Annotated in this window: 17 protein-coding genes; 7 read left to right on the top strand and 10 right to left on the bottom strand. The window is 72.5% G+C overall.

The window, feature by feature from the left end; translation table 11 throughout:
- Positions 1-121 precede the first annotated feature (121 nt).
- From H7H31_RS30080 to H7H31_RS30045, 8 genes are all read right to left on the bottom strand, one after another.
- Complete coding sequence (locus H7H31_RS30080; protein ID WP_372455967.1) at positions 122-793, bottom strand: TetR/AcrR family transcriptional regulator; 672 nt, start codon at positions 791-793, stop codon at positions 122-124.
- A gap of 589 nt (positions 794-1,382) precedes the next feature.
- The gene (locus tag H7H31_RS30075) at positions 1,383-2,174 is read right to left on the bottom strand and encodes an ABC transporter ATP-binding protein (RefSeq protein ID WP_187064926.1); all 792 of its coding nucleotides are present in this window, start codon (positions 2,172-2,174) and stop codon (positions 1,383-1,385) included.
- The gene (locus tag H7H31_RS30070; RefSeq protein WP_187064925.1) at positions 2,167-3,102 is read right to left on the bottom strand and encodes an ABC transporter permease; all 936 of its coding nucleotides are present in this window, start codon (positions 3,100-3,102) and stop codon (positions 2,167-2,169) included. Before H7H31_RS30070 ends, H7H31_RS30075 begins: the two co-directional genes overlap by 8 nt.
- A gap of 78 nt (positions 3,103-3,180) precedes the next feature.
- Complete coding sequence (locus tag H7H31_RS30065) at positions 3,181-4,026, bottom strand: glycosyltransferase family 2 protein (RefSeq protein WP_187064951.1); 846 nt, start codon at positions 4,024-4,026, stop codon at positions 3,181-3,183.
- A gap of 41 nt (positions 4,027-4,067) precedes the next feature.
- Entirely contained in the window at positions 4,068-4,853 is a 786-nt protein-coding gene (locus H7H31_RS30060; RefSeq protein WP_187064924.1) for a CDP-alcohol phosphatidyltransferase family protein, read from the bottom strand.
- Positions 4,831-5,892 carry an iron-containing alcohol dehydrogenase family protein gene (locus tag H7H31_RS30055; RefSeq protein WP_187064923.1) on the bottom strand — a complete coding sequence of 354 codons (1,062 nt, stop codon included), beginning with the start codon at positions 5,890-5,892 and terminating at the stop codon, positions 4,831-4,833. Before H7H31_RS30055 ends, H7H31_RS30060 begins: the two co-directional genes overlap by 23 nt.
- Positions 5,880-6,629 (bottom strand): phosphocholine cytidylyltransferase family protein, encoded by a 750-nt coding sequence (locus tag H7H31_RS30050; protein WP_187064922.1) that lies wholly within the window; start codon positions 6,627-6,629, stop codon positions 5,880-5,882. Before H7H31_RS30050 ends, H7H31_RS30055 begins: the two co-directional genes overlap by 13 nt.
- Positions 6,626-8,521, bottom strand: a complete 1,896-nt coding sequence (locus H7H31_RS30045) for a DUF5941 domain-containing protein (RefSeq protein ID WP_187064950.1) — start codon at positions 8,519-8,521, stop codon at positions 6,626-6,628. Before H7H31_RS30045 ends, H7H31_RS30050 begins: the two co-directional genes overlap by 4 nt.
- A 275-nt stretch (positions 8,522-8,796) precedes the next feature.
- Here H7H31_RS30045 and galE point away from each other — a divergent pair, with 275 nt between their 5' ends.
- From galE to idi, 3 genes are all read left to right on the top strand, one after another.
- Positions 8,797-9,777 carry a UDP-glucose 4-epimerase GalE gene (gene galE, locus H7H31_RS30040; protein WP_187064921.1) on the top strand — a complete coding sequence of 327 codons (981 nt, stop codon included), beginning with the start codon at positions 8,797-8,799 and terminating at the stop codon, positions 9,775-9,777.
- A 346-nt stretch (positions 9,778-10,123) separates the two neighbouring features.
- On the top strand, positions 10,124-11,071 hold the full coding sequence (locus H7H31_RS30035) for a cation diffusion facilitator family transporter (RefSeq protein ID WP_187064920.1): 948 nt from the start codon (positions 10,124-10,126) through the stop codon (positions 11,069-11,071).
- A gap of 57 nt (positions 11,072-11,128) precedes the next feature.
- Positions 11,129-11,740, top strand: coding sequence for an isopentenyl-diphosphate Delta-isomerase (gene idi, locus H7H31_RS30030; protein ID WP_187064919.1), 612 nt, complete (start codon positions 11,129-11,131; stop codon positions 11,738-11,740).
- Here the strand turns inward: idi and H7H31_RS30025 are convergent.
- Positions 11,715-12,209: an ATP-binding protein gene (locus tag H7H31_RS30025; protein WP_187064918.1), complete on the bottom strand. Its 495-nt coding sequence runs from the start codon at positions 12,207-12,209 to the stop codon at positions 11,715-11,717. The two genes, idi and H7H31_RS30025, sit on opposite strands and share 26 nt — an antisense overlap.
- An 807-nt stretch (positions 12,210-13,016) precedes the next feature.
- Between H7H31_RS30025 and H7H31_RS30020 the strand changes: the two genes are divergently transcribed.
- The 4 genes from H7H31_RS30020 to H7H31_RS30010 all read left to right on the top strand — a co-directional run bounded on the left by H7H31_RS30020 (position 13,017) and on the right by H7H31_RS30010 (position 17,860).
- Positions 13,017-13,775, top strand: coding sequence for an enoyl-CoA hydratase/isomerase family protein (locus tag H7H31_RS30020; RefSeq protein ID WP_187064917.1), 759 nt, complete (start codon positions 13,017-13,019; stop codon positions 13,773-13,775).
- A gap of 168 nt (positions 13,776-13,943) precedes the next feature.
- On the top strand, positions 13,944-14,804 hold the full coding sequence (locus H7H31_RS30015) for an SCO6745 family protein (RefSeq protein WP_187064916.1): 861 nt from the start codon (positions 13,944-13,946) through the stop codon (positions 14,802-14,804).
- Positions 14,805-14,934: 130 nt separating this feature from the next.
- Positions 14,935-15,069 (top strand): LPFR motif small protein, encoded by a 135-nt coding sequence (locus tag H7H31_RS34690; protein ID WP_269475463.1) that lies wholly within the window; start codon positions 14,935-14,937, stop codon positions 15,067-15,069.
- Positions 15,070-15,445: 376 nt separating this feature from the next.
- On the top strand, positions 15,446-17,860 hold the full coding sequence (locus H7H31_RS30010; RefSeq protein WP_187061925.1) for a Tex family protein: 2,415 nt from the start codon (positions 15,446-15,448) through the stop codon (positions 17,858-17,860).
- 114 nt (positions 17,861-17,974) lie between these two features.
- Here H7H31_RS30010 and H7H31_RS30005 read toward each other — a convergent pair whose 3' ends face one another.
- Positions 17,975-18,967 (bottom strand): alpha/beta fold hydrolase, encoded by a 993-nt coding sequence (locus tag H7H31_RS30005; RefSeq protein WP_187061924.1) that lies wholly within the window; start codon positions 18,965-18,967, stop codon positions 17,975-17,977.
- Positions 18,968-19,091 lie beyond the last annotated feature (124 nt).

The raw sequence follows: 19,091 nt of genomic DNA, 5'->3' as shown, positions 1-19,091 counted from the left end.
GTGCCCCGTCAGCTCGGGGGTCCCGCGACGGCCGGGCCCTGTCGGGCGCGGGTGGAGCGGCGCGGCGCGGCCTCCCGGCCGCTGGCCGGCCCGACGCGACGGGCCGGCGCGCACGGCGGGGTCAGCGGGCCACCGGCTGGTCGGCCGCGTAGAACTCCTCGATGCCCAGGACGGCGGCCAGGTCCTGGAGTTCGCGCTCGAAGAAGGCGTCGCCGTTGGGGAGGGCGAACGCCAGGTGGCCCAGCGCGTCCATCGAGATCACGCCGTACAGCCGCACCCAGCAGCGGACCATGATGGCCAGGGCCTCCACCGGCAGCTCGACCTGGTACTCCTGACGCAGCGCCGTGAGCTGTGCCACCAGTTCGGGGTCGAGGGAGTCCGGGTCGGGGGCGGGGAAGCCGCGGGTGCGCCACAACTCCGATATCAGGCCGGCGAACAGCGACCCGAACGCCCAGCTCGCCTCGCGCTCGGCCTGGCCCGCCTGCCTGCCCTCGCTAGGCCCCCACGGGCCGAGGATGAGGCCGAACTCGTGCGGGTGCTCGATGGCCCAGCGGCGCAGCGCGCGCCCGGACGCCAGCAGTTCGACGGCGGGCTCGCGCTCCGGAATGGCCTCGATCACCGCGCGCAGATGGCCCCCCATCTCGCCGAAGATGTCGCGACGTATCGCCTGGATCAGCTCGTCCCGACTGGTGAAGTAGCGATACACGGCGGGCGCCGTCATGCCCATTTCGCGGGCAATGGCGCGGATCGTTACATTGCCCGGACCGTCCTGCACGAGAAACTCCCGCGCCACATCCTTGATCTCCTGAATGGTCGCGATCCGCAGTCGTTCACGACGCGAATATGGTGCGACAGGTACTACCTCTTGCGACACACGCCCTCCCTATGCCCGGCGTTTTCGCGTGCGATCCACACGCGTGCGAGCACGCCCCACGTCCGAACTCGTCAGCACCCACGGCAACCGGCCGGTCACGCAAAGCCCGCCGCGCGGCGCCACCCCGCGCGCCACGCGCGGGTCGACGGCCCCCAATTCACCGCCCCGACCGCTCCCACCCGGCCGCACTATGGAACACATCGCACCGAAAATGCTCGCCCCGGAAATCCGGGAAAGATCGCGAGGATCAGCGCGGCAGCACCCTACGGGCACACGATCGCACACACAACACAGCGTACGAAAAGTGATAGCGCACGCGCCTCGCCGCGCGCCCTCCACTTCGGCTCGCTGAATACTCGACACCGGTTTCGCGAAATGTGGTACAGGCCAATTCATAAAGCGGCAATGAATTGTACGGGTGGCGACCTCGGCGGACCCGGGAAACACCACAAGAAAACGCCCGCCCGGCGTGTGGACGCGGGGCGGGCGGTGTGCGGGGACGGCGGGGCTACCGGCCCGTCTCCTTCTCGTACGCCTTGATGACCTCGTCGGTCGGACCGTCCATGAGCAGCTCGCCCTTCTCCAGCCACAGGACGCGGTCGCAGGTGTCGCGGATCGACCGGTTGTTGTGGCTGACCAGGAAGACCGTGCCGGCGTCCTTGCGTAGTTCGCGGATGCGGGCCTCGGAGCGCTTCTGGAACGTGCGGTCGCCGGTCGCCAGCGCCTCGTCGATCATCAGCACGTCGTGGTCCTTGGCGGCGGCGATGGAGAAGCGCAGTCGGGCCGCCATGCCGGAGGAGTAGGTGCGCATCGGCAGCGTGACGAAATCGCCCTTCTCGTTGATGCCGGAGAAGTCCACGATCTCGTCGTACCGCTCACGGACCTGCTCGCGCGTCATACCCATCGCCAGACCGCCGAGAATGACGTTCCGCTCGCCGGTGAGGTCGTTCATCATGGCCGCGTTCACGCCGAGCAGGGAGGGCTGGCCGTCGGTGTAGACGTGGCCGCGCTCGGTGGGCAGCAGGCCCGCCACGGCCTTGAGGAGCGTGGACTTTCCCGAGCCGTTCGAGCCGATCAGGCCGATCGACTCGCCCCGGCGGGCGACGAAGGTGACGCCGCGCACGGCGTGCACCTCGCGCATGCCGGGCGAGGCGGTGCGGCGGAGTATGCGGCTGAGCGCGGCGGTGGCGCTGCCCTTGCCACGGGCGCCGCCGTTGACGCGGTAGACGATGTGCACGTCGTCCGCGATGACGGTGGGACGCGGGTCCTTGGGGGTCTGCTCGGGGGTTCGCTCAGCCACGGCCGTACTGCTCCTCTGCCTTCCAGAAAAACAGGAATCCACCGATGCCGACCAGCAGGGCCCAGCCGAGGGCCAGCAGCCACACGTGCGGCGGCAGGTTGGAGGCGGAGTAGTCGTCCATGAGGGCGTAGCGCATCAGGTCGATGTAGACCGACGCCGGGTTGGACAGCAGCAGGTCGTCCAGCCACTCGGGGACGTCCTTCTTCGCGAGCATGTCCGGGATGCTGTACATCACGCCGGAGGCGTACAGCCAGGTCCGGGTGATGAACGGCAGCAACTGCGCCAGGTCGGGGGTCTTGCTGCCGAGCCGGGCCATGACCATGGCGAGCCCGGTGTTGAAGACGAACTGCAGGGCCAGCACCGGGACGATCAGCACCCAGGACGGGCTGGGGTAGTGCCCGAACCCGACCAGCACCATGGCCAGGACGATCATCGAGAACAGGAGCTGCTGGAGCTGCTGGAGCGAGAAGGAGATGGGCAGCGCGGCCCGGGGGAAGTGCAGCGCCCGCACCAGCCCGAGGTTGCCCGAGATCGCCCGGACACCGGCGAGCGCCGACGTCTGGGTGAAGGTGAACACGAAGACGCCCGTGACCAGGAACGGGATGTAGTCGTGGTTGTCCATGTTGCCGCGGCCGCCCATGATCAGGCCGAAGATGAGGAAGTACACCAGCGCGTTCAGCAGCGGAGTCGCCACCTGCCAGAGCTGACCGAGCTTCGCCTGGCTGTACTGCGCGGTGAGCTTGGCCTGGGAGAAGGCCAAGATGAAGTGGCGCCTCCCCCACAACTCCCTGACATACTCGCCAAGCCCCACCCGGGCACCGCTGACCGACAGCCCGTACTTCTGGGCGAGCTCGGCGGGGGTGAGCCCGTCGTCGGGGGATGGTGGGGAAGTCATGGCGACCACACTGTCGTGCGTAGTCTCGCTCACAGTTGACACTTTCATCCTCAAGGTGCGCTGCCGGGGCCGTGCCCAGGATCGCGCCCGATGCTCTCAGACCAGAGCTTCTCAGATCACAGGAGGTCGGCCCAGCCGGGTCAGGCGCCATACCGTACGCCACTTCATCGGCCGTCGCGGACCGCACGGCGTCGTCCAGCCTTCCTTGAAACCGCCGAACCACGCGCGCAACGCCGGCCCCGACGGCCTCCTGGCCAACGTGAGCAGCATCCATACCGCCAGATAAGCGGGCACCAGCGGGAGCGGCAGGTTCCGGCGGGCCAGCCACACCCGGTTCCGGGCCACCATCCGGTGGTAGACCGCGTGCCGGCTCGGGGCGGTCGTCGGATGGAAGAGCACCAGGTCTGACCGGTAATCGATCATCCAACCCGCGTCCAGCGCCCGCCAGGCGAGGTCGGTCTCCTCGTGCGCGTAGAAGAACTCGTCGGGCAACCCCCCGACCTCGGCGAAGACGCGGGTGCGCACCGCGTTGGCGCCACCGAGGAAGGTGGTCACCCGCGAGGAGCGCATCGGGTCGGAGGCGCGCAGCCGGGGCACGTGGCGGCGCTGGGTCACGCCGGTGTCCGGGTCGGCGATGCGGAAGCTGATGATGCCGAGCGCGGGGTCGGCGGCGAAGGCCGTACGGCACAGCTCGGCCGTGTCGTCGCCGGCCAGCAGCCCGTCGTCGTCGAGGAAGAGCAGGACGTCCACGTCCCGGCCGCCGGGCCCGAACGCCTCGATGCCCACGTTGCGGCCGGCGGGGATGCCGACGTTCTCCGGCAGCTCCACGGTGCGCACGCCGGCCGGCAGCGGTGGCAGCGGCGAACCGTTGCCCACCACGACCACCTGGACCGGGTCGCCGTGCTGCCGGGCGACCGAGTCGAGCAGGGCCCGCAGCTCGTCGGGGCGGTTGCCCATGGTCAGGACGACCGCGCCGACGGAGAGCCCGGAACCGGCGCTCACTTGAGCCTGCTGGAGGCGAGGATGGACACCAGGTGCAGCAGGGTCTGCACGATGGCGATGGCCGCGAGCACCGCGACCCCGAGGCGCGTGAAGAACAGGTCGCCCCGCGTCAGGTCCAGGAGCGCGACCAGCAGGATGACCAGCGACGCCTCGACGCCGCCGACCAGCCGGTGGAACTTCAGCGCGGCGGCGGCCTTGCGGGCCAGCGCGATCCCCGAGGAGCGCGGCGTGGCGGCCTCGTCCTTGACCGCGGGCAGTCCGCTGCGCGCCCGGGCCACGTCGACCAGGTCGGTCTCGGCCTTGATCAGGATCGCGCCGAGGGCGGCCAGCGTGCCGAGGAAGGCCCACATCCAGTTGGTCGAGTCGCCCTCCTGGTGGAAGACGTCGGCCGCCCGGACGCCGAAGCCGACCAGCAGCGCCGCCTCGCAGAGGTAGTGGCCGACCCGGTCCAGGTAGACCCCGGTGATCGAGGTCTGTCCCCGCCAGCGGGCGACCTCGCCGTCCACGCAGTCGAGCAGCAGGTAGAGCTGGATGAGCACGGCACCGAGCAGTGCCCCGGTCAGCCCCGGCACCAGCAGCGCCGCGCCGGCCAGGATGCCGGCCACCACCATCAGGTAGGTGAGCTGGTTGGGCGTGATCCTGGTGTTCACCAGGTACGGGTCGCACCGCAGCGAGATCTCTCGCATGTACAGGCGTCCGGCCCAGTGCTCACCGCTGCGCCGGTCCTTGACACCCTCGGGGTGGACGACCGGACGGAGTTCAGCTACTGACGGTTTTGGCATAGTCGGCGTATGCGTCCCTGATCTCGTCGGTGGAGAGCCCCAGGTGCTCCAAGATCGTGTAGCGCCCTGGGCGGGTCTGCGGCGCGTACTCCACTGCCGTGACGAACTCGTCGGTGGTGAAGCCGATCTCGCTGGGCAGCACGGGCAGTCCGTGCCGCTTGAGGACGTCGACCATCACGGCCGACATCTCGTGCGCGCCCCGCAGGTACATGGCGAAGGCGGCGCCGAGGCCGCACTGCTCGCCATGCGAGGCGGCGCGCTTGGGGTAGAGCAGGTCGAACGCGTGGTTGATCTCGTGACAGGCGCCCGACGCGGGGCGGCTGTCGCCGGCCACCGACATCGAGATCCCGGTCAGCACCAGGCCCTCGGCCAGCACCGTCAGGAACTCGTCGTCGCCGCAGCCGCCGGGGTGCCGCAGCACCGCCTCGCCCGCCTGCCGGGCCATGGCCGCGGCCAGGCCGTCGATCTGCTCGCCGGTCTCGCGGTGCGACAGCTCCCAGTCCGCGACCGCGGAGATGTTGGAGATCACGTCGCCGACGCCCGAGCGGACGAAGCGGATCGGGGCCTCCCGGATCACGTCCAGGTCGATGACGATGGCGATCGGGTTGGGCACGCCGTACGAGCCGCGCCCCGCGTCGTTGTCGAGCGTGGCGACCGGCGAGCACAGGCCGTCGTGCGAGAGGTTCGTGGCGACGGCGACCAGGGGCAGGCCGATCCGCGCCGCGGCGAACTTCGCGCAGTCGATGATCTTGCCGCCGCCCATGCCGACGACCGCGTCGTAGCGCCCCGACTTCATGGCGTCGGCGAGCTTGATCGCGTCGTCGAGCGTGCCCCCGCCGACCTCGTACCAGGAGGCGCCGGGCAGCGCCGGCGCGAACCGCTCGCGCAGCGCCGCGCCGGAGCCGCCGCTGATGGCGATGGCGAGCTTGCCCGAGGCGGAGATCCGCTGGTCGACCAGGAGCCCGGCCAGGTCCTCCAGGGCGCCCGACCTGATGTCGACGACGACCGGCGAGGGGATGAGCCGGGTCAGTACTGGCACGCGATCTCACGTCCCTTGGCGAGGTCGTCGTGGTTGTCGATCTCGACCCACTTGACGTCGCCGATGGGGGCGGTGTCGATGGTGAAGCCGCGGTTCACCAGCTCCTGGTAGCCGTCCTCGTAGTAGAGGTCGGGGTCGCGCTCGAAGGTGGTCTTCAGCGCGTCGGCCAGTTCCTCGGCCGCCTCCGGCTCGATGAGCGTGACGCCGATGTACTCACCGCTGGCCGTGGCCGGGTCCATCAGCTTGGTGATCTTCTGGACGCCCTTGGCCGGGTCGGTGACGACCTTCATCTCCTCGTCGGCCAACTGCTTGACCGTGTCGAGCGCGAGAATGATCTTCTGGCCCTTGCCGCGCGCGGCGAGCAGCGACTTCTCGACGGAGACCGGGTGCACCGTGTCGCCGTTGGCGAGGATGGCGCCCTGCTTCAGCACCTCACGGGCGCACCACAGGGAGTAGGCGTTGTTCCACTCCTCGGCCTTGTCGTTGTCGATGAGGGTGAGGCGGACGCCGTACTTGCGCTCCAGCGCCTCCTTGCGCTCGTACACCGCTTCCTTGCGGTAGCCCACGACGATGGCGACGTCGGTGAGACCCACCTCGGCGAAGTTGCCCAGCGTGAGGTCGAGCACGGTCGTGGTGCCCTCCCCCGCCGGGTCCACGGGCACCAGGGCCTTGGGCAGGGTGTCGGTGTAGGGGCGCAGACGCCGCCCGGCGCCTGCCGCCAGCACGAGGCCGATCATGCGGGTTCTCCTGATTCGTCGTGTACAGCGGGTGCTCCGGAGGAGACCCAGAAGCGGATGCTCTCGATGAGCACCGCCAGCGCCAGGGCGACTGCGAGTGCCGTCAGCGCGATGGTGAAGCCAGTGCCGTGCAGCAGGGCCGCGATGACCGTGACCACCAGGACGCGTCCCTCGTGCCCACCCGTCATCCGCACCAGCCAGGCGGGCGGCGCGCCGGTACCGCCGCGGATGCGGTACACCGTGTCGTAGTGATGGTAGGCGACAGCGGACACCAGTCCGAAAGCAGCGGGCAACGCTCCGTTCACCTCGGAGCGAGCGGCGAGCACGAGGATCGTCACATACTCCGCCGCCCGGAACAGCGGCGGGACCAGCCAGTCAAGGGCGCCCTTGAGCGGCTGCGCCACGGCCAGGCCGGCGCAGAGCGCGTACACCGCGCCGCCGAGCACCGGCCACCAGGTGCCCGGCTCCCCCACCCACAGCGAGCCGACGAGCACCGCTGTGCCCACGGCCGCGAGCAGCGGGGCGGCGAACGGGAGCAGCGCCGCGCGGCGCCAGGGGCCGCGGCCGACCGCCTCGGCCAGCGGGCCCGAATCGGCGAGCTGGGCGAGCGCGGCGGCGGCCCGGTCGGTGCGCACGGCCGTCCGGCTCAGCGAGCGCAGCACCCGGCCTGCCGTGGTGTAGCAGGCGGCCAGGGCGCAGCCGACGAGCAGCGCGTAGAAGGTGATACGGGGCGTGGTGAGCGCGGTCAGGACGGCGATCATGGCCCAGCGCTCGCCGATCGGCAGCACGACCATGCGTCGGGCCCACACCGTCCAGCCGACGGTGTTGAGCCGGTCGGAGAGGGCGGCGGTGGGGCTGTTGTTGCCGGTCGCGTCGTGGTTGGCCTCGTTGAAGGAGAAGTCCACGACGTGTCGGCAGGTCTGGAGGACCATGGCGGCCAGCGCCAGCGTCCACACGTCGTCGCTGCCGCCGCCGCGCGCGGCGCCGATGGCCAGGCCGGCGTAGTACGCGTACTCCTTGGCCCGGTCGAAGGTGGCGTCCAGCCACGCGCCGAGCGTGGAGTACTGGAGCGAGTAGCGGGCGAGCTGGCCGTCGGTGCAGTCCAGGACGAAGGAGGCGATCAGCAGCACGCCCGCGGCGACGAAGCCGGGCCGGGTGCCGGTGGCGGCGCAACCGGCGGCGATGAGCGCGGTGAGCAGCGACGCGGTGGTGACCTGGTTCGGGGTCAGGCCGCGGCGGGCGCACCAGCGGGCGATGTAGCGCGAGTAGGGGCTGACGAGGAAGGTGGTGACGAAGCCGTCGCGGGCCTTGACCGCGCCGCGCAGCCGCACCTTCTCGTCGTCGACGGCGGCGACGGCCGCCCTGGCGCGGGTGCGCGCCGTCTCGTCGGCGGGCACGGCGGCGACCAGGACGCCGAGCTCGGGCCGGTGCACGGGCACGTCGGCCGCGGCCAGGTCGGCGGCGATGAGGTCGGGCAGGTTGGCCGCGGTCGCCGCGTCGGGGCCGCTCGCGGCGGAGCCGTCGGCCTGGGTCGGGGCGGCGTCGGCGGGGTGCCGCGCGGGGGGCGCGTCGGTCGGCGCGGTGCGCGTGGGTATGGCGCGGGCGTGCGCGGCGCGCACGAGTGCGGCGCGGGCCTCCGGCTGGGCGGTCAGCGCGCCGGTCACGGCGGCGGCCGGAAAGCGCGGGTCGGTCAGCGCCAGGCGCAGCGCGTGCAGGTGGCCGGCGAAGCGGGCGTCGACCAGCGCGACGCGCTGGTGCGCCGGGATGGCGGCCAGTTCGCGGGCGACCTCGGCGGCGTCGGCCGCCTGGCGGACGTCGAAGCCGAGGGTCCGCAGGTCGTCCACGACGGACGGGCCGACGACCGGAGGACCGGTCACAATGGCGGTCGACAGACGAACTCACTCCTTGGCAACTGGCATGGCCGCGCCGGTTCATGGCCGGTTCACGCGGTGTCCGGGCAGCGGTCGTGACCTGCTCCGACCCGGCTGCGGCGGACAGGGCGTCGGCAGAGGCTATCGGATCACCGAAGGCGACCGTTCACCGCGCATTCACTCAAGGATCGAGTGAACGACGGCTTGGTCTGCGCGATCATCATGGTCGATGGCCGCTACCCGCGCCAAACGCCCGTTCGCTCCGGCCGCCGATTTCCGGTCGGTAGGGTGCGGACATGATGTGGCTGATCACCGGCGGTGCCGGATACATCGGGGCGCACGTCGTCGCGGCCATGCGCGCGGCGGGCGAGCGCGTGGTGGTGCTCGACGACCTGACGGCCGGCCGGTCCGACCGGCTGCCGGCGGACGTGCCCGTGGTCCGCGGCTCGGTCCTGGACCGGGAGCTGCTTGGCCGGGTGCTGGCCGAGCACGAGGTGGCCGGTGTGGTGCACCTGGCGGCGCGCAAGCAGGTGGCGGAGTCCGTCGAGCAGCCCATCCGCTACTACGAGGAGAACGTGCACGGCCTGGCCATGCTGCTGGACGCGGTGGCCGCCGCCGGCGTACGCGCCCTCGTCTTCTCCTCGTCCGCCGCCGTCTACGGCATGCCCGATGTGGACCTGGTCACCGAGGACACCCCGTGCCAGCCGATGAACCCGTACGGCGAGACCAAGCTGGCCGGCGAGTGGCTGGTACGGGCCGCCGGCCGCACGCACGGCATCGCCACGGCCTGCCTGCGGTACTTCAACGTGGCCGGCGCGGCCCGCCCCGAACTCGCCGACACCGGGGTGTCCAACATCGTCCCGATGTTCTTCGACCGGGTCACCACGGGCCGGACCCCGCTGGTCTTCGGCGACGACTACCCGACCCCGGACGGCACCTGCGTACGGGACTACATCCACGTCTCCGACCTCGCCGACGCGCACCTGGCCGCCGCCCGCTGGCTGGCCGACCGGCCCGCGCCGGGCGACCTGACCGTGAACGTCGGCACCGGCCACGGCGTCTCCGTGCGCGAGATGGCCGAGCTGGTGGCGGAGGTCACGGGGCACGGCGGCCCGGTCGCCGAGGTGGCGCCCCGGCGGCCGGGCGACCCGGCGCGGGTGGTGGCCTCGGCGGAGCTGATCGCCAAGGAGCTCGGCTGGTCCGCCCGGCACGACGTGCGCGAGATGGTCACCTCCGCCTGGCGGGGCTGGCAGCACCACCGGGGTCAGACCGGCTGAGACACCGCTCACGGTGCCGTGGACGCGCCGGCGCACCCACGGCGCCGCGGCGCGCCGGACGACAGCGGAGTGGCACCGCTCGTCGGAGCGCGACGAGCGCACCGGCCGCGCCCGCGCGCCGCCGGTGACCAGCGGCTGGGCGGGTGGCACGACCCGCGCCGGACCGCCCGGCGCGCCGCCGGCCGCGCATGCCGCGCGTCGCCGCCCTCACCACATCGCATCTGTGCAGGTCACAGCACATGACAACGGTATTCAGCGCCGCGTTGCAATCACCCCCCGTCGCACCGTTCACTGAGATCGGCGCCGGTCCGCGGCGGCCGGAGCGAGTCCGATGTGGAGGCACTTCATGGGCGCTGGGCATCAGCACGGGCACTCCCACGGGAGCCCGCCGGCCGGGGCGACGGGCACCGCTGCCGCCGCCTACCGGGGGCGGCTGCGCATCGCGCTCGGCATCACCCTCTCGGTGATGGTGCTGGAGATCCTGGGCGGCCTGATGGCCGGCTCGCTGGCGCTGCTCGCGGACGCCGGGCACATGGCCACGGACGCGGTGGGCCTGGCCATGGCGCTGCTCGCGATCCACTTCGCCAACCGACCGCCGAGCCCGCGCCGCACCTTCGGCTACGCGCGCGCCGAGATCCTGGCCGCGCTCGCCAACTGTCTGCTGCTGCTCGGCGTCGGCGGCTACATCCTGTACGAGGCGATCAGCAGGTTCCGCACGCCGGCCGCCACCGAGGGCGGACTGACCCTGGTGTTCGGCGCGATCGGCCTGGTCGCGAACATGATCTCGCTGTCCCTGCTGCTACGCGGCCAGCGCGACAGCCTCAACGTGCGCGGCGCCTTCCTCGAGGTGCTCGCCGACGCGCTGGGCTCGGTGGCGGTGCTGGTCTCGGCCGGGGTGATCATGGCGACCGGCTGGCAGGCCGCCGACCCCATCGCCTCGCTGGTCATCGCGGTGATGATCGTGCCGCGCACCTGGAAGCTGTTCCAGGAGACGCTGAACGTGCTGCTCGAGGCCGCCCCCAAGGACGTGGACATGGCCGAGGTGCGCGCGCACATCCTGGCGCTGCCCGACGTGGAGGATCTGCACGACCTCCATGTGTGGACGATCACCTCGGGGATGCCCGTCCTGTCGGCACATGTCGTCGTACGTCACGATGTGCTGGATTCGGTGGGCCATGAGAAGTTGCTGCACGAGTTGCAGGGCTGCCTGGGCGAGCACTTCGACGTGGAGCACTGCACGTTCCAGTTGGAGCCGAGCGGACATGCCGCGCACGAGGCCAAGTTGTGCCACTGACGTGTGCCCCTGTCATACGGCAAACTGGGTGGTCGAAGCCCGACGACGAGGATGGACATGCCGACCACACCAGCCAACGGCCGCTCCACCGACAGCGCGGCGGCATCCGTGCCCGCCTCCGCTGCGCAACCGATCATGCTCGAACTGGTCGATGAGGACGGCAACACGATCGGGACCGCGGAGAAGCTCTCCGCCCACCAGGCGCCGGGCCAACTGCACCGCGCCTTCTCCGTGTTCCTCTTCGACGACCGCGGCCGGCTGCTGCTCCAGCAGCGCGCGCTGAGCAAGTACCACTCCCCCGGCGTCTGGTCGAACACCTGCTGCGGCCACCCGTACCCGGACGAACCCCCCTTCGTGGCCGCCGCCCGGCGGACCGGCGAGGAGTTGGGCGCGGCCCCGCTGCTGCTGCGCGAGGCCGGCCGGGTGCGCTACAACCACCCGGACCCCGCGTCGGGCCTGGTCGAGCAGGAGTACAACCACCTGTTCGCGGGGCTGATCGGGACCGACCTGCGGCCCGACCCGGAGGAGATCGCCGACACGGCGTTCGTCACGCCCGACGAGTTGGACAAGCTGCGCGCGGAGCGGACGTTCTCGGCGTGGTTCATGGACGTGCTGGACACCGCGCGGCCCACGATCCGGGAGATCACGGGCGCCGCGGCGGGCTGGTAGAGGAGAGCGGCAGCGCGGCCCACACGACCTTGCCGCCGCTGGCGGTGTGCTCGACGTCGTAGCTGCCGCCGACCTCGTCGGCGACCGCCTTCACCAGCAGCAGCCCCCGACCGCCGGTCTGGCCCTGGTCCGCGACCAGGGCCTTCGGTCGGTAGGGGTGGTTGTCCTCGACCGCGACGCGCACCCACGCGCGGCCGATGGAGACCTCCACGGCGATCTCGGGTGAGAGCAGCGCCGCGTGCTTGACGGCGTTGGTGACCAGCTCGGAGACGATCAGCAGCAGGGACTGCAGGACGTCGTCACCGACGGGGACGCGCTGGTTCCTGAGGAGGTCGCGCACCGCGTGCCGCGCCTGGGGCACGGCCGCCTCCTCGGTCTTGGCCGTGAAGCGCCAGACCCCCTCGTACGCGATGGCTCTCCGGGGCGGGGCCTGCCCTGGGTCAGGCGGGACGCTCCCGAGGATCTCCATGTCCGATACCCACCCATCGCCGCAGCTCGACACTGGGGACGAGTGTTGGGAATGCGCGGGGCCATACCGGCCAACTGAACACAAGTCAGCGCCTATCGATACCTTTTGACCGGTTGAGGGCCCCTCGCGCACTCATGCGACACATCTTGTCCGCTCCCTGCGAGACACGTTGATCACCTTCCGGGGCCCGACCGCCGCGTCGCCAGCGCGACCGCGACGGCCCGCTGGCCGGTTCGGACGCGGCGGCGCCGGGGGCGGGTCCCGTGGCCTCGGCGGCGCCCCGCGCGCCGGGCCGCCGCCCGCGCGCCTCGGTGAGGTTCGCACGGCGCGGGGCGCGCGCGAGGGATCGCGGCACGGCGCGCACCACCGTCGCCCGGCCGGCCGGCTGCCCGGCCGCCCGGCTGCCCGTCACACCGGCGCACGCGCACTGGCGGAAACCACACCCCCGTAGAGGCGTGGCCGGCCCGCCGCGCCGGCCCCCATGAGCCCCACGGGGGCGTGGTGCGGCCCGGGCGGGCTCCTCTCGAACGCCGCGGAGGCCACCGTCACCCGGTGGCGCCGGCCCCACTCATCCGGGTGGTCTTGGCGCCCGCCGGTCACGGCGCTCCGCGCCCGGGGCGCCGCGCGGCCCCTGCGCGGTGCGCCGCCGCGCGCGTCGCCTCCGCCGCCGCGACCAGGCAAATTGCCCCCTCTAGGCGCCGTTGGGGACTTTGCCCCGGGCTCGCGGACAGGGGAAGTGATCTCTTCCACTCAGCCGACGATGCGATCTTCGCCGTAGCCTTCCGGCCACCCGGATACGATCCGCGCATGGAGCCTTGCCTGCTGTATTCGGTCACCGACGGCATCGCGACCGTCATGATCCACAATCCCGCCAAGCGCAACGCGATGACCTACGACATGTGGCGCGAACTACCCCCACTCCTCGACAAGCTCACGGTGGACCCGCACGTACGGGCCCTGGTGTTGACCGGCGACGGGGACACGTTCTGCGCGGGCGCGGACATCGGCTCCCTGATCGAGCGGGGCGAGGAGGCCCAGGGCCTCGCGGTCTCGGCCGAGGAGGCGTTGGCGACGTTCCCCAAGCCCACCCTCGCCGCGGTGCGCGGCTACTGCGTGGGCGGCGGCTGTCAGCTCGCCACCGCCTGTGACCTGCGCTTCGCCACCGACGACAGCGCCTTCGGCATCACGCCGGCCAAGCTCGGCATCGTCTACCCCGCCTCCTCCACGGCCCGCCTGGTGAGCCTGGTCGGGCCGGCCACGGCCAAGCAGTTGCTGTTCTCGGCCGAGTTGATCAACGCCCAGCGGGCCCATCTGCGCGGTCTGGTGGACGAGGTGTTCGCACCGGAGGACTTCGACCACGAGGTCGCCCGCTTCGCCCGCGTGCTGGCCTCCCGGTCGCAGCTCACCCAGGCCGCCGCCAAGGAGTTCGTCGCGGGCCCCGTCGACCCCGAGCGCACCGCCTACTGGACCGAGCAGGCCCGGACCAGCGATGACACCGTCGAGGGCGTCACCGCCTTCCTGGAGCACCGGGCGCCGCGCTTCAGTTGGACACTGCCCGCCAGTTGACCCACCGGCCGGGCGCGGGACGGCGAGGCCACCCGCCGGGGGCCCCGTCGAGGCCACCCGCCGGAGCCGGCCGCCCGACGGCAGGGCCGGGGCGAGCGGGCGACGGGGGGCTGAGGACGTGCCCCGTGGCTCTCCCGCGACCGGCTACCTGCGGGTAACGTGCCGGGCATGACCTCACTCCCCGAGCGCGCCGGCCGCCACTGCCACCAGGTGCTCAACCCCCTCCACTCCTGTACGTACTTCGCCCCCGAGTTCACCGACGAGCTCGGGCGGATAGGCGTCAAGGAGCGCGCCGCGTACTTCGCCGCCCGGTCCGCCCCGCTGGGCCGGGTGGGCGCCGGCACGGTGACCGCGACCTTCTACAACTTCAAGTACGACTGGGTCGCCCAGCACGTCCCCGCCGTCTGGGACGTGACGACGCCCGAGGCGGTCATCGAGGCCCGCTTCGCCGCCGCCGACGGCACGCTGCGCCGGCTCCTGGGCGCTGAGGTGATCGCCTCGCCGGAGATGGCCGAGGCCGCCGAACTCGCGCTGCGCGCCACCGAGGCGTGCGGCCGGGCCGCCCGCCCGCTGTACGCGGCCCACGCCGACCTGGCCCTTCCCGACGCGCCACACCTGGCGTTCTGGCACGCCGCGACGCTGCTGCGCGAGCACCGCGGCGACGGCCACCTGGCCGTGCTCGTCGCCGCGGAACTCGACGGCCTGGAGGCCGTGGTCTCGCACACCGCCAGCGGGTTCGGCGTGGCGCCCACGTGGGCCCGTACGATGCGCGGCTGGTCCGAGGAGGAGTGGGTGGCGGCCCAGGAGCGGCTGCGCGGGCGTGGGTTGCTGGCGGCCGACGGCGAGTTGACGCCGGCGGGGACCGCGCTGCGCAAGGAGCTTGAGGTCGAGACCGACCGGCTGGACCGGGCGCCGTACGAGCACCTGGGCGCGGCCGGCGTGGCGCGGCTGACGGAGCTGGCCACGGCCTTCGCCTCGACGGCCATGGCCGCGGGCGCGTTCCCGGCCGACTTCCTGGGCAAGGGCTGAGCCGAAAGTCGGTACGGCGCGCCGGAGTACGGGCTGGATTCGGTTTACCGACCGCGGTTGGGGTTACTCGGGGTCACGAGCCACGGGGCGTCCCGGCGGGCGCATCGTGGGCGCAGACAAGGAGGATTCCGTGTTCCGTGCCATCGCAGATGTCCTGCGTACCATCGGTGGCGCCATCGCCACCGTGGTGACGCTCCCCTTCCGCGTGCTCGCTCGGCTCTTCGGCGGAGCGTCGCGTGGTGGCCCACGCCGACGCGGGGTGTGAGCACACGTCGGTGGGTGACGACCTGACCCCGCCCGCGAAGTACCGCACTCCACGCGCCTGACCGCAGCCGCCCGGCCCTCGCGCCGGGCGGCTGCGGTGCGCTGGGTGCGGGGGGCGATGCGGCTGGGTGTGGGGTGATAGGCGGGCGCGGGCGGGTCGGGGGCTTGGCGGGTGTGGAGCGCGGGGGCGCGGGGCTCGGGGCGCGCCGCGCCCGGGGTGCGGCGGCCCGTGGGGTCGGCGGGTGTGGCGTCGGGGCGGGCGCGCGGCGGGTGCGGCCCGCCTCTCGTCCGGCGGCCGAGCGGTCCGCCGTCGCCGCGTTGTCGTACCCACCTGCCACAATGCAGGTCGCGGTGCAGAGACGAAAGCGGAGCGTGAAGTGACGACGTCCATCGAAGGCCGGATCGCCGAAGAGCTTGGGGTGCGGGAGCGGCAGGTGAAGGCCGCCGTCGAGCTGCTGGACGGCGGTTCGACCGTGCCGTTCATCGCGCGCTACCGCAAGGAAGCGACCGAGATGCTCGACGACGCGCAGTTGCGCGCCCTTGAGGAACGGTTGCGCTATCTGCGGGAGCTCGAGGAGCGGCGGGCGGCGATCCTGGAGTCGGTCCGCTCGCAGGGCAAGCTCGACGCGGAGGTGGAGGCGCGCATCCTGGCCGCCGACTCCAAGGCGCGGCTTGAGGACGTCTATCTCCCGTTCAAGCCCAAGCGGCGCACCAAGGCGCAGATCGCCCGGGAGGCCGGGCTCGAACCGCTGGCCGACGGGCTGCTCGCCGACCCGTCGGTGGAGCCGCGCGTCGCCGCCGAGGCGTTCGTGGCCGCCGACCGGGGCGTCGCCGACGCGGCTGCCGCCCTCGACGGCGCGCGGGCCATCCTCACCGAGCGGTTCGGCGAGGACGCGGACCTGATCGGCGAGTTGCGTGAGCGCATGTGGCAGCGCGGCCGGGTGGCGGCGAAGGTGCGCGAGGGCAAGGAGGAGGCGGGCGCGAAGTTCGCCGACTACTTCGACTTCGCCGAGCCGTTCACGGAGCTGCCCTCGCACCGGGTGCTGGCCATGTTCCGCGGCGAGAAGGAGGAGGTCCTCGACCTCACCCTGGAGCCGGAGGAGCCGTCCGAGGAGCCGGGCCCCAGTTCGTACGAGCAGATCATCGCGCGCCGCTTCGGTATCGCCCAGCGCGGCCGGCCCGCCGACGGCTGGCTGGCCGACACGGTGCGCTGGGCCTGGCGCACGCGGGTGCTGGTGCACCTCGGCATCGACCTGCGGCTGCGGCTGCGGCAGGCGGCGGAGGACGAGGCGGTGCGGGTGTTCGCGGCCAACCTGCGCGACCTGCTGCTGGCCGCCCCCGCGGGCACGCGGGCGACCATGGGCCTCGACCCCGGCTTCCGTACGGGCGTGAAGGTGGCCGTCGTGGACGCCACGGGCAAGGTGGCCGCCACCGAGACCATCTACCCGCACGTGCCGCAGCAGAAGTGGGACGCCGCGCTCGCCACGCTGGCCCGCCTCGCCAAGGAGCACCAAGTCGAGCTGATCGCCATCGGCAACGGCACGGCGTCGCGCGAGACCGACAAGCTGGCGGGCGAGCTGTGCGACAGCCACCCGGAGCTGCGGCTCACCAAGGTGATGGTCTCCGAGGCCGGCGCTTCGGTGTACTCGGCCTCGGCGTTCGCCTCCCAGGAGTTGCCTGGCATGGACGTGTCGCTGCGCGGCGCGGTGTCCATCGCGCGCCGGCTCCAGGACCCGCTCGCCGAACTGGTCAAGATCGACCCCAAGTCGATCGGCGTCGGCCAGTACCAGCACGACCTGTCCGAGGTGAAGCTCTCCCGCTCGCTGGACGCGGTGGTGGAGGACTGTGTGAACGGCGTGGGCGTGGACGTCAACACGGCCTCGGCCCCGCTGCTCGGCAGGGTCTCCGGGATCAGCACCTCGCTCGCCGAGAACATCGTGGCGCACCGCGACTCCAACGGCCCGTTCCGCAACCGCAAGGCGCTCAAGGACGTGGCCAGGCTCGGCCCGAAGGCGTACGAGCAGTGCGCGGGCTTCCTGCGCATCCGTGGCGGGGACGATCCGCTGGACGGCTCCAGCGTGCACCCCGAGGCGTATCCGGTGGTGCGCCGCATGGTGGCCTCGGCCGGCGGCGACGTGGGCTCGCTCATCGGCAACACGGCGGTGCTGCACCGACTGGACCCGGCGGAGTTCGTGAACGACTCCTTCGGACTGCCGACGGTGACCGACATCCTCAGGGAGTTGGAGAAGCCGGGGCGTGACCCACGGCCCGCGTTCAAGACGGCCACCTTCAAGGAGGGCGTCGAGAAGATCGGCGACCTGACGCCGGGGATGTTGCTCGAGGGCGTGGTGACCAACGTGGCCGCGTTCGGCGCGTTCGTGGACGTCGGCGTGCACCAGGACGGCCTGGTGCACGTCTCGGCGATGTCGAAGACGTTCGTGAAGGACCCGCATGACGTGGTCAAGTCGGGCGACATCGTGCGGGTCAAGGTGCTCGACGTGGACGTTCCGCGCAAGCGGATCTCGCTGACGCTGCGGCTCGACGACGAGCCCGCCCGGGGCGGTGAGCGCGACGGCGAGCGGGCCGAGCGCGGCGCCCGTCGGGGCGCCCCGCAGCAGCGGCAGCGCGGCTCGGGCGGCGGCGGGGGCCAGGGCACCCGCACGGGCGGCGGCCAGGGGGCCCGCTCCGGTGGCGGCCAGCGCGCCGGGGCCCGTCGTGACGCCGCGCCGGCCAGCGGCGCCATGGCCGACGCGCTGCGCCGCGCGGGCCTGGTGGACCCGGGGCGCGGCTGAGCGGTGGCGCGTTCGCGGGCGCCCTCGCGCTCCCGCGAACGCGCCCGGAGGGTCGGGCGGCGGATGCCCAGCGGCAGGCCCGCCGGCCGGACGTCCGCCGCGCCCGCCGTCGCCTCAGTCCACCGGGGGCAGCGCGCCCAGCCAGTCGAGCAGCATGCGGGTGACCTCGTCGGGGCGCTCCTGCTGGACCCAGTGGCCGCAGCCGTCGATGAGGTGGCAGGCGGTCAGGGCGGGCAGCGTGCGGTCGAACGCCGCGATGGCGTCGGCCATCCAGGTGGTGGAGGCGTCGCGCGTGCCGCCGATGAACAGGGCGGACTGGGTGATCGGGGCGCCCTCCCAGTCGGCGAGGTCGGCCCAGTCGCGGTCGATGGCACGGTAGCGGGAGAGCGCCCCGGTCAGCCCGGTGCGCTCGAACTCGCCGGCGTACGTGTCCAGGTCCGCGCTGCTCAGCCAGGCGGGCGCGCGGTCGCCGGGGAAGCGGTCCCGCATCCGCCCTCCCCGCGGGACGAAGTACGGGCTGGGGGCGTCGGCCGGGGGCATGGTGTCGGCCGAGAGCGCCGCGTAGAACCCGGCGAGCCAGCCCCATACGTCGGGCTCGATCTCGGCCTCGGCCCGGCCGGGGCGCTGGAAGTAGCTGACGTAGAACTCCTCGTCGCCGCCAATCCCCGCGAACGCGTCGGTGGGCTTGACCGGGCCGCGTGGCGCGTAGGGCACGCTGAGCATGCCGACGGCGGTGAAGACGTCGGGGCGCAGCAGCGCCGCGTAGGCCGCGATGTTCGCGCCCCAGTCGTGCCCCACGATCACCGCGGTCCGCTCGCCCAACCCCTCCACGACGGCGGCGGCGTCGGCGACGAGTTCCACCATGCGGTACTCCTCGACGGTCGACGGCTTGCTGGAACGGCCGTAGCCGCGTACGTCGACGGCCACGGCGCGGTAGCCGGCGGCGGCGAGGGCGGGCAGTTGGTGGCGCCAGGAGTACCAGGACTCGGGGAACCCGTGGACCAGCAGCACCAGCGGTCCGCTGCCGCACTCCGCGACGTGGGTGCGGCCGGCGGGCGAAGGTACGAGCCGATGCGTGACCGGCCGCGACGGGTGGGACTGGACCATGGGGGCCTCCGGTGCGAAGAGGGTGGAACGTGAACCCGCTGCCGCGGGGTGCGCGCACCGGCACGACGGCGCGACGCCGCCGGGCACGGTGCGGGGCCGCGACGCGTTGAGCCGCTGCCGTGCG

This window comes from Streptomyces buecherae, from assembly GCF_014295035.1.
GTDB classification, from domain to species: domain Bacteria; phylum Actinomycetota; class Actinomycetes; order Streptomycetales; family Streptomycetaceae; genus Streptomyces; species Streptomyces youssoufiensis.
This window is presented reverse-complemented; position numbering and strand designations above follow the sequence as displayed.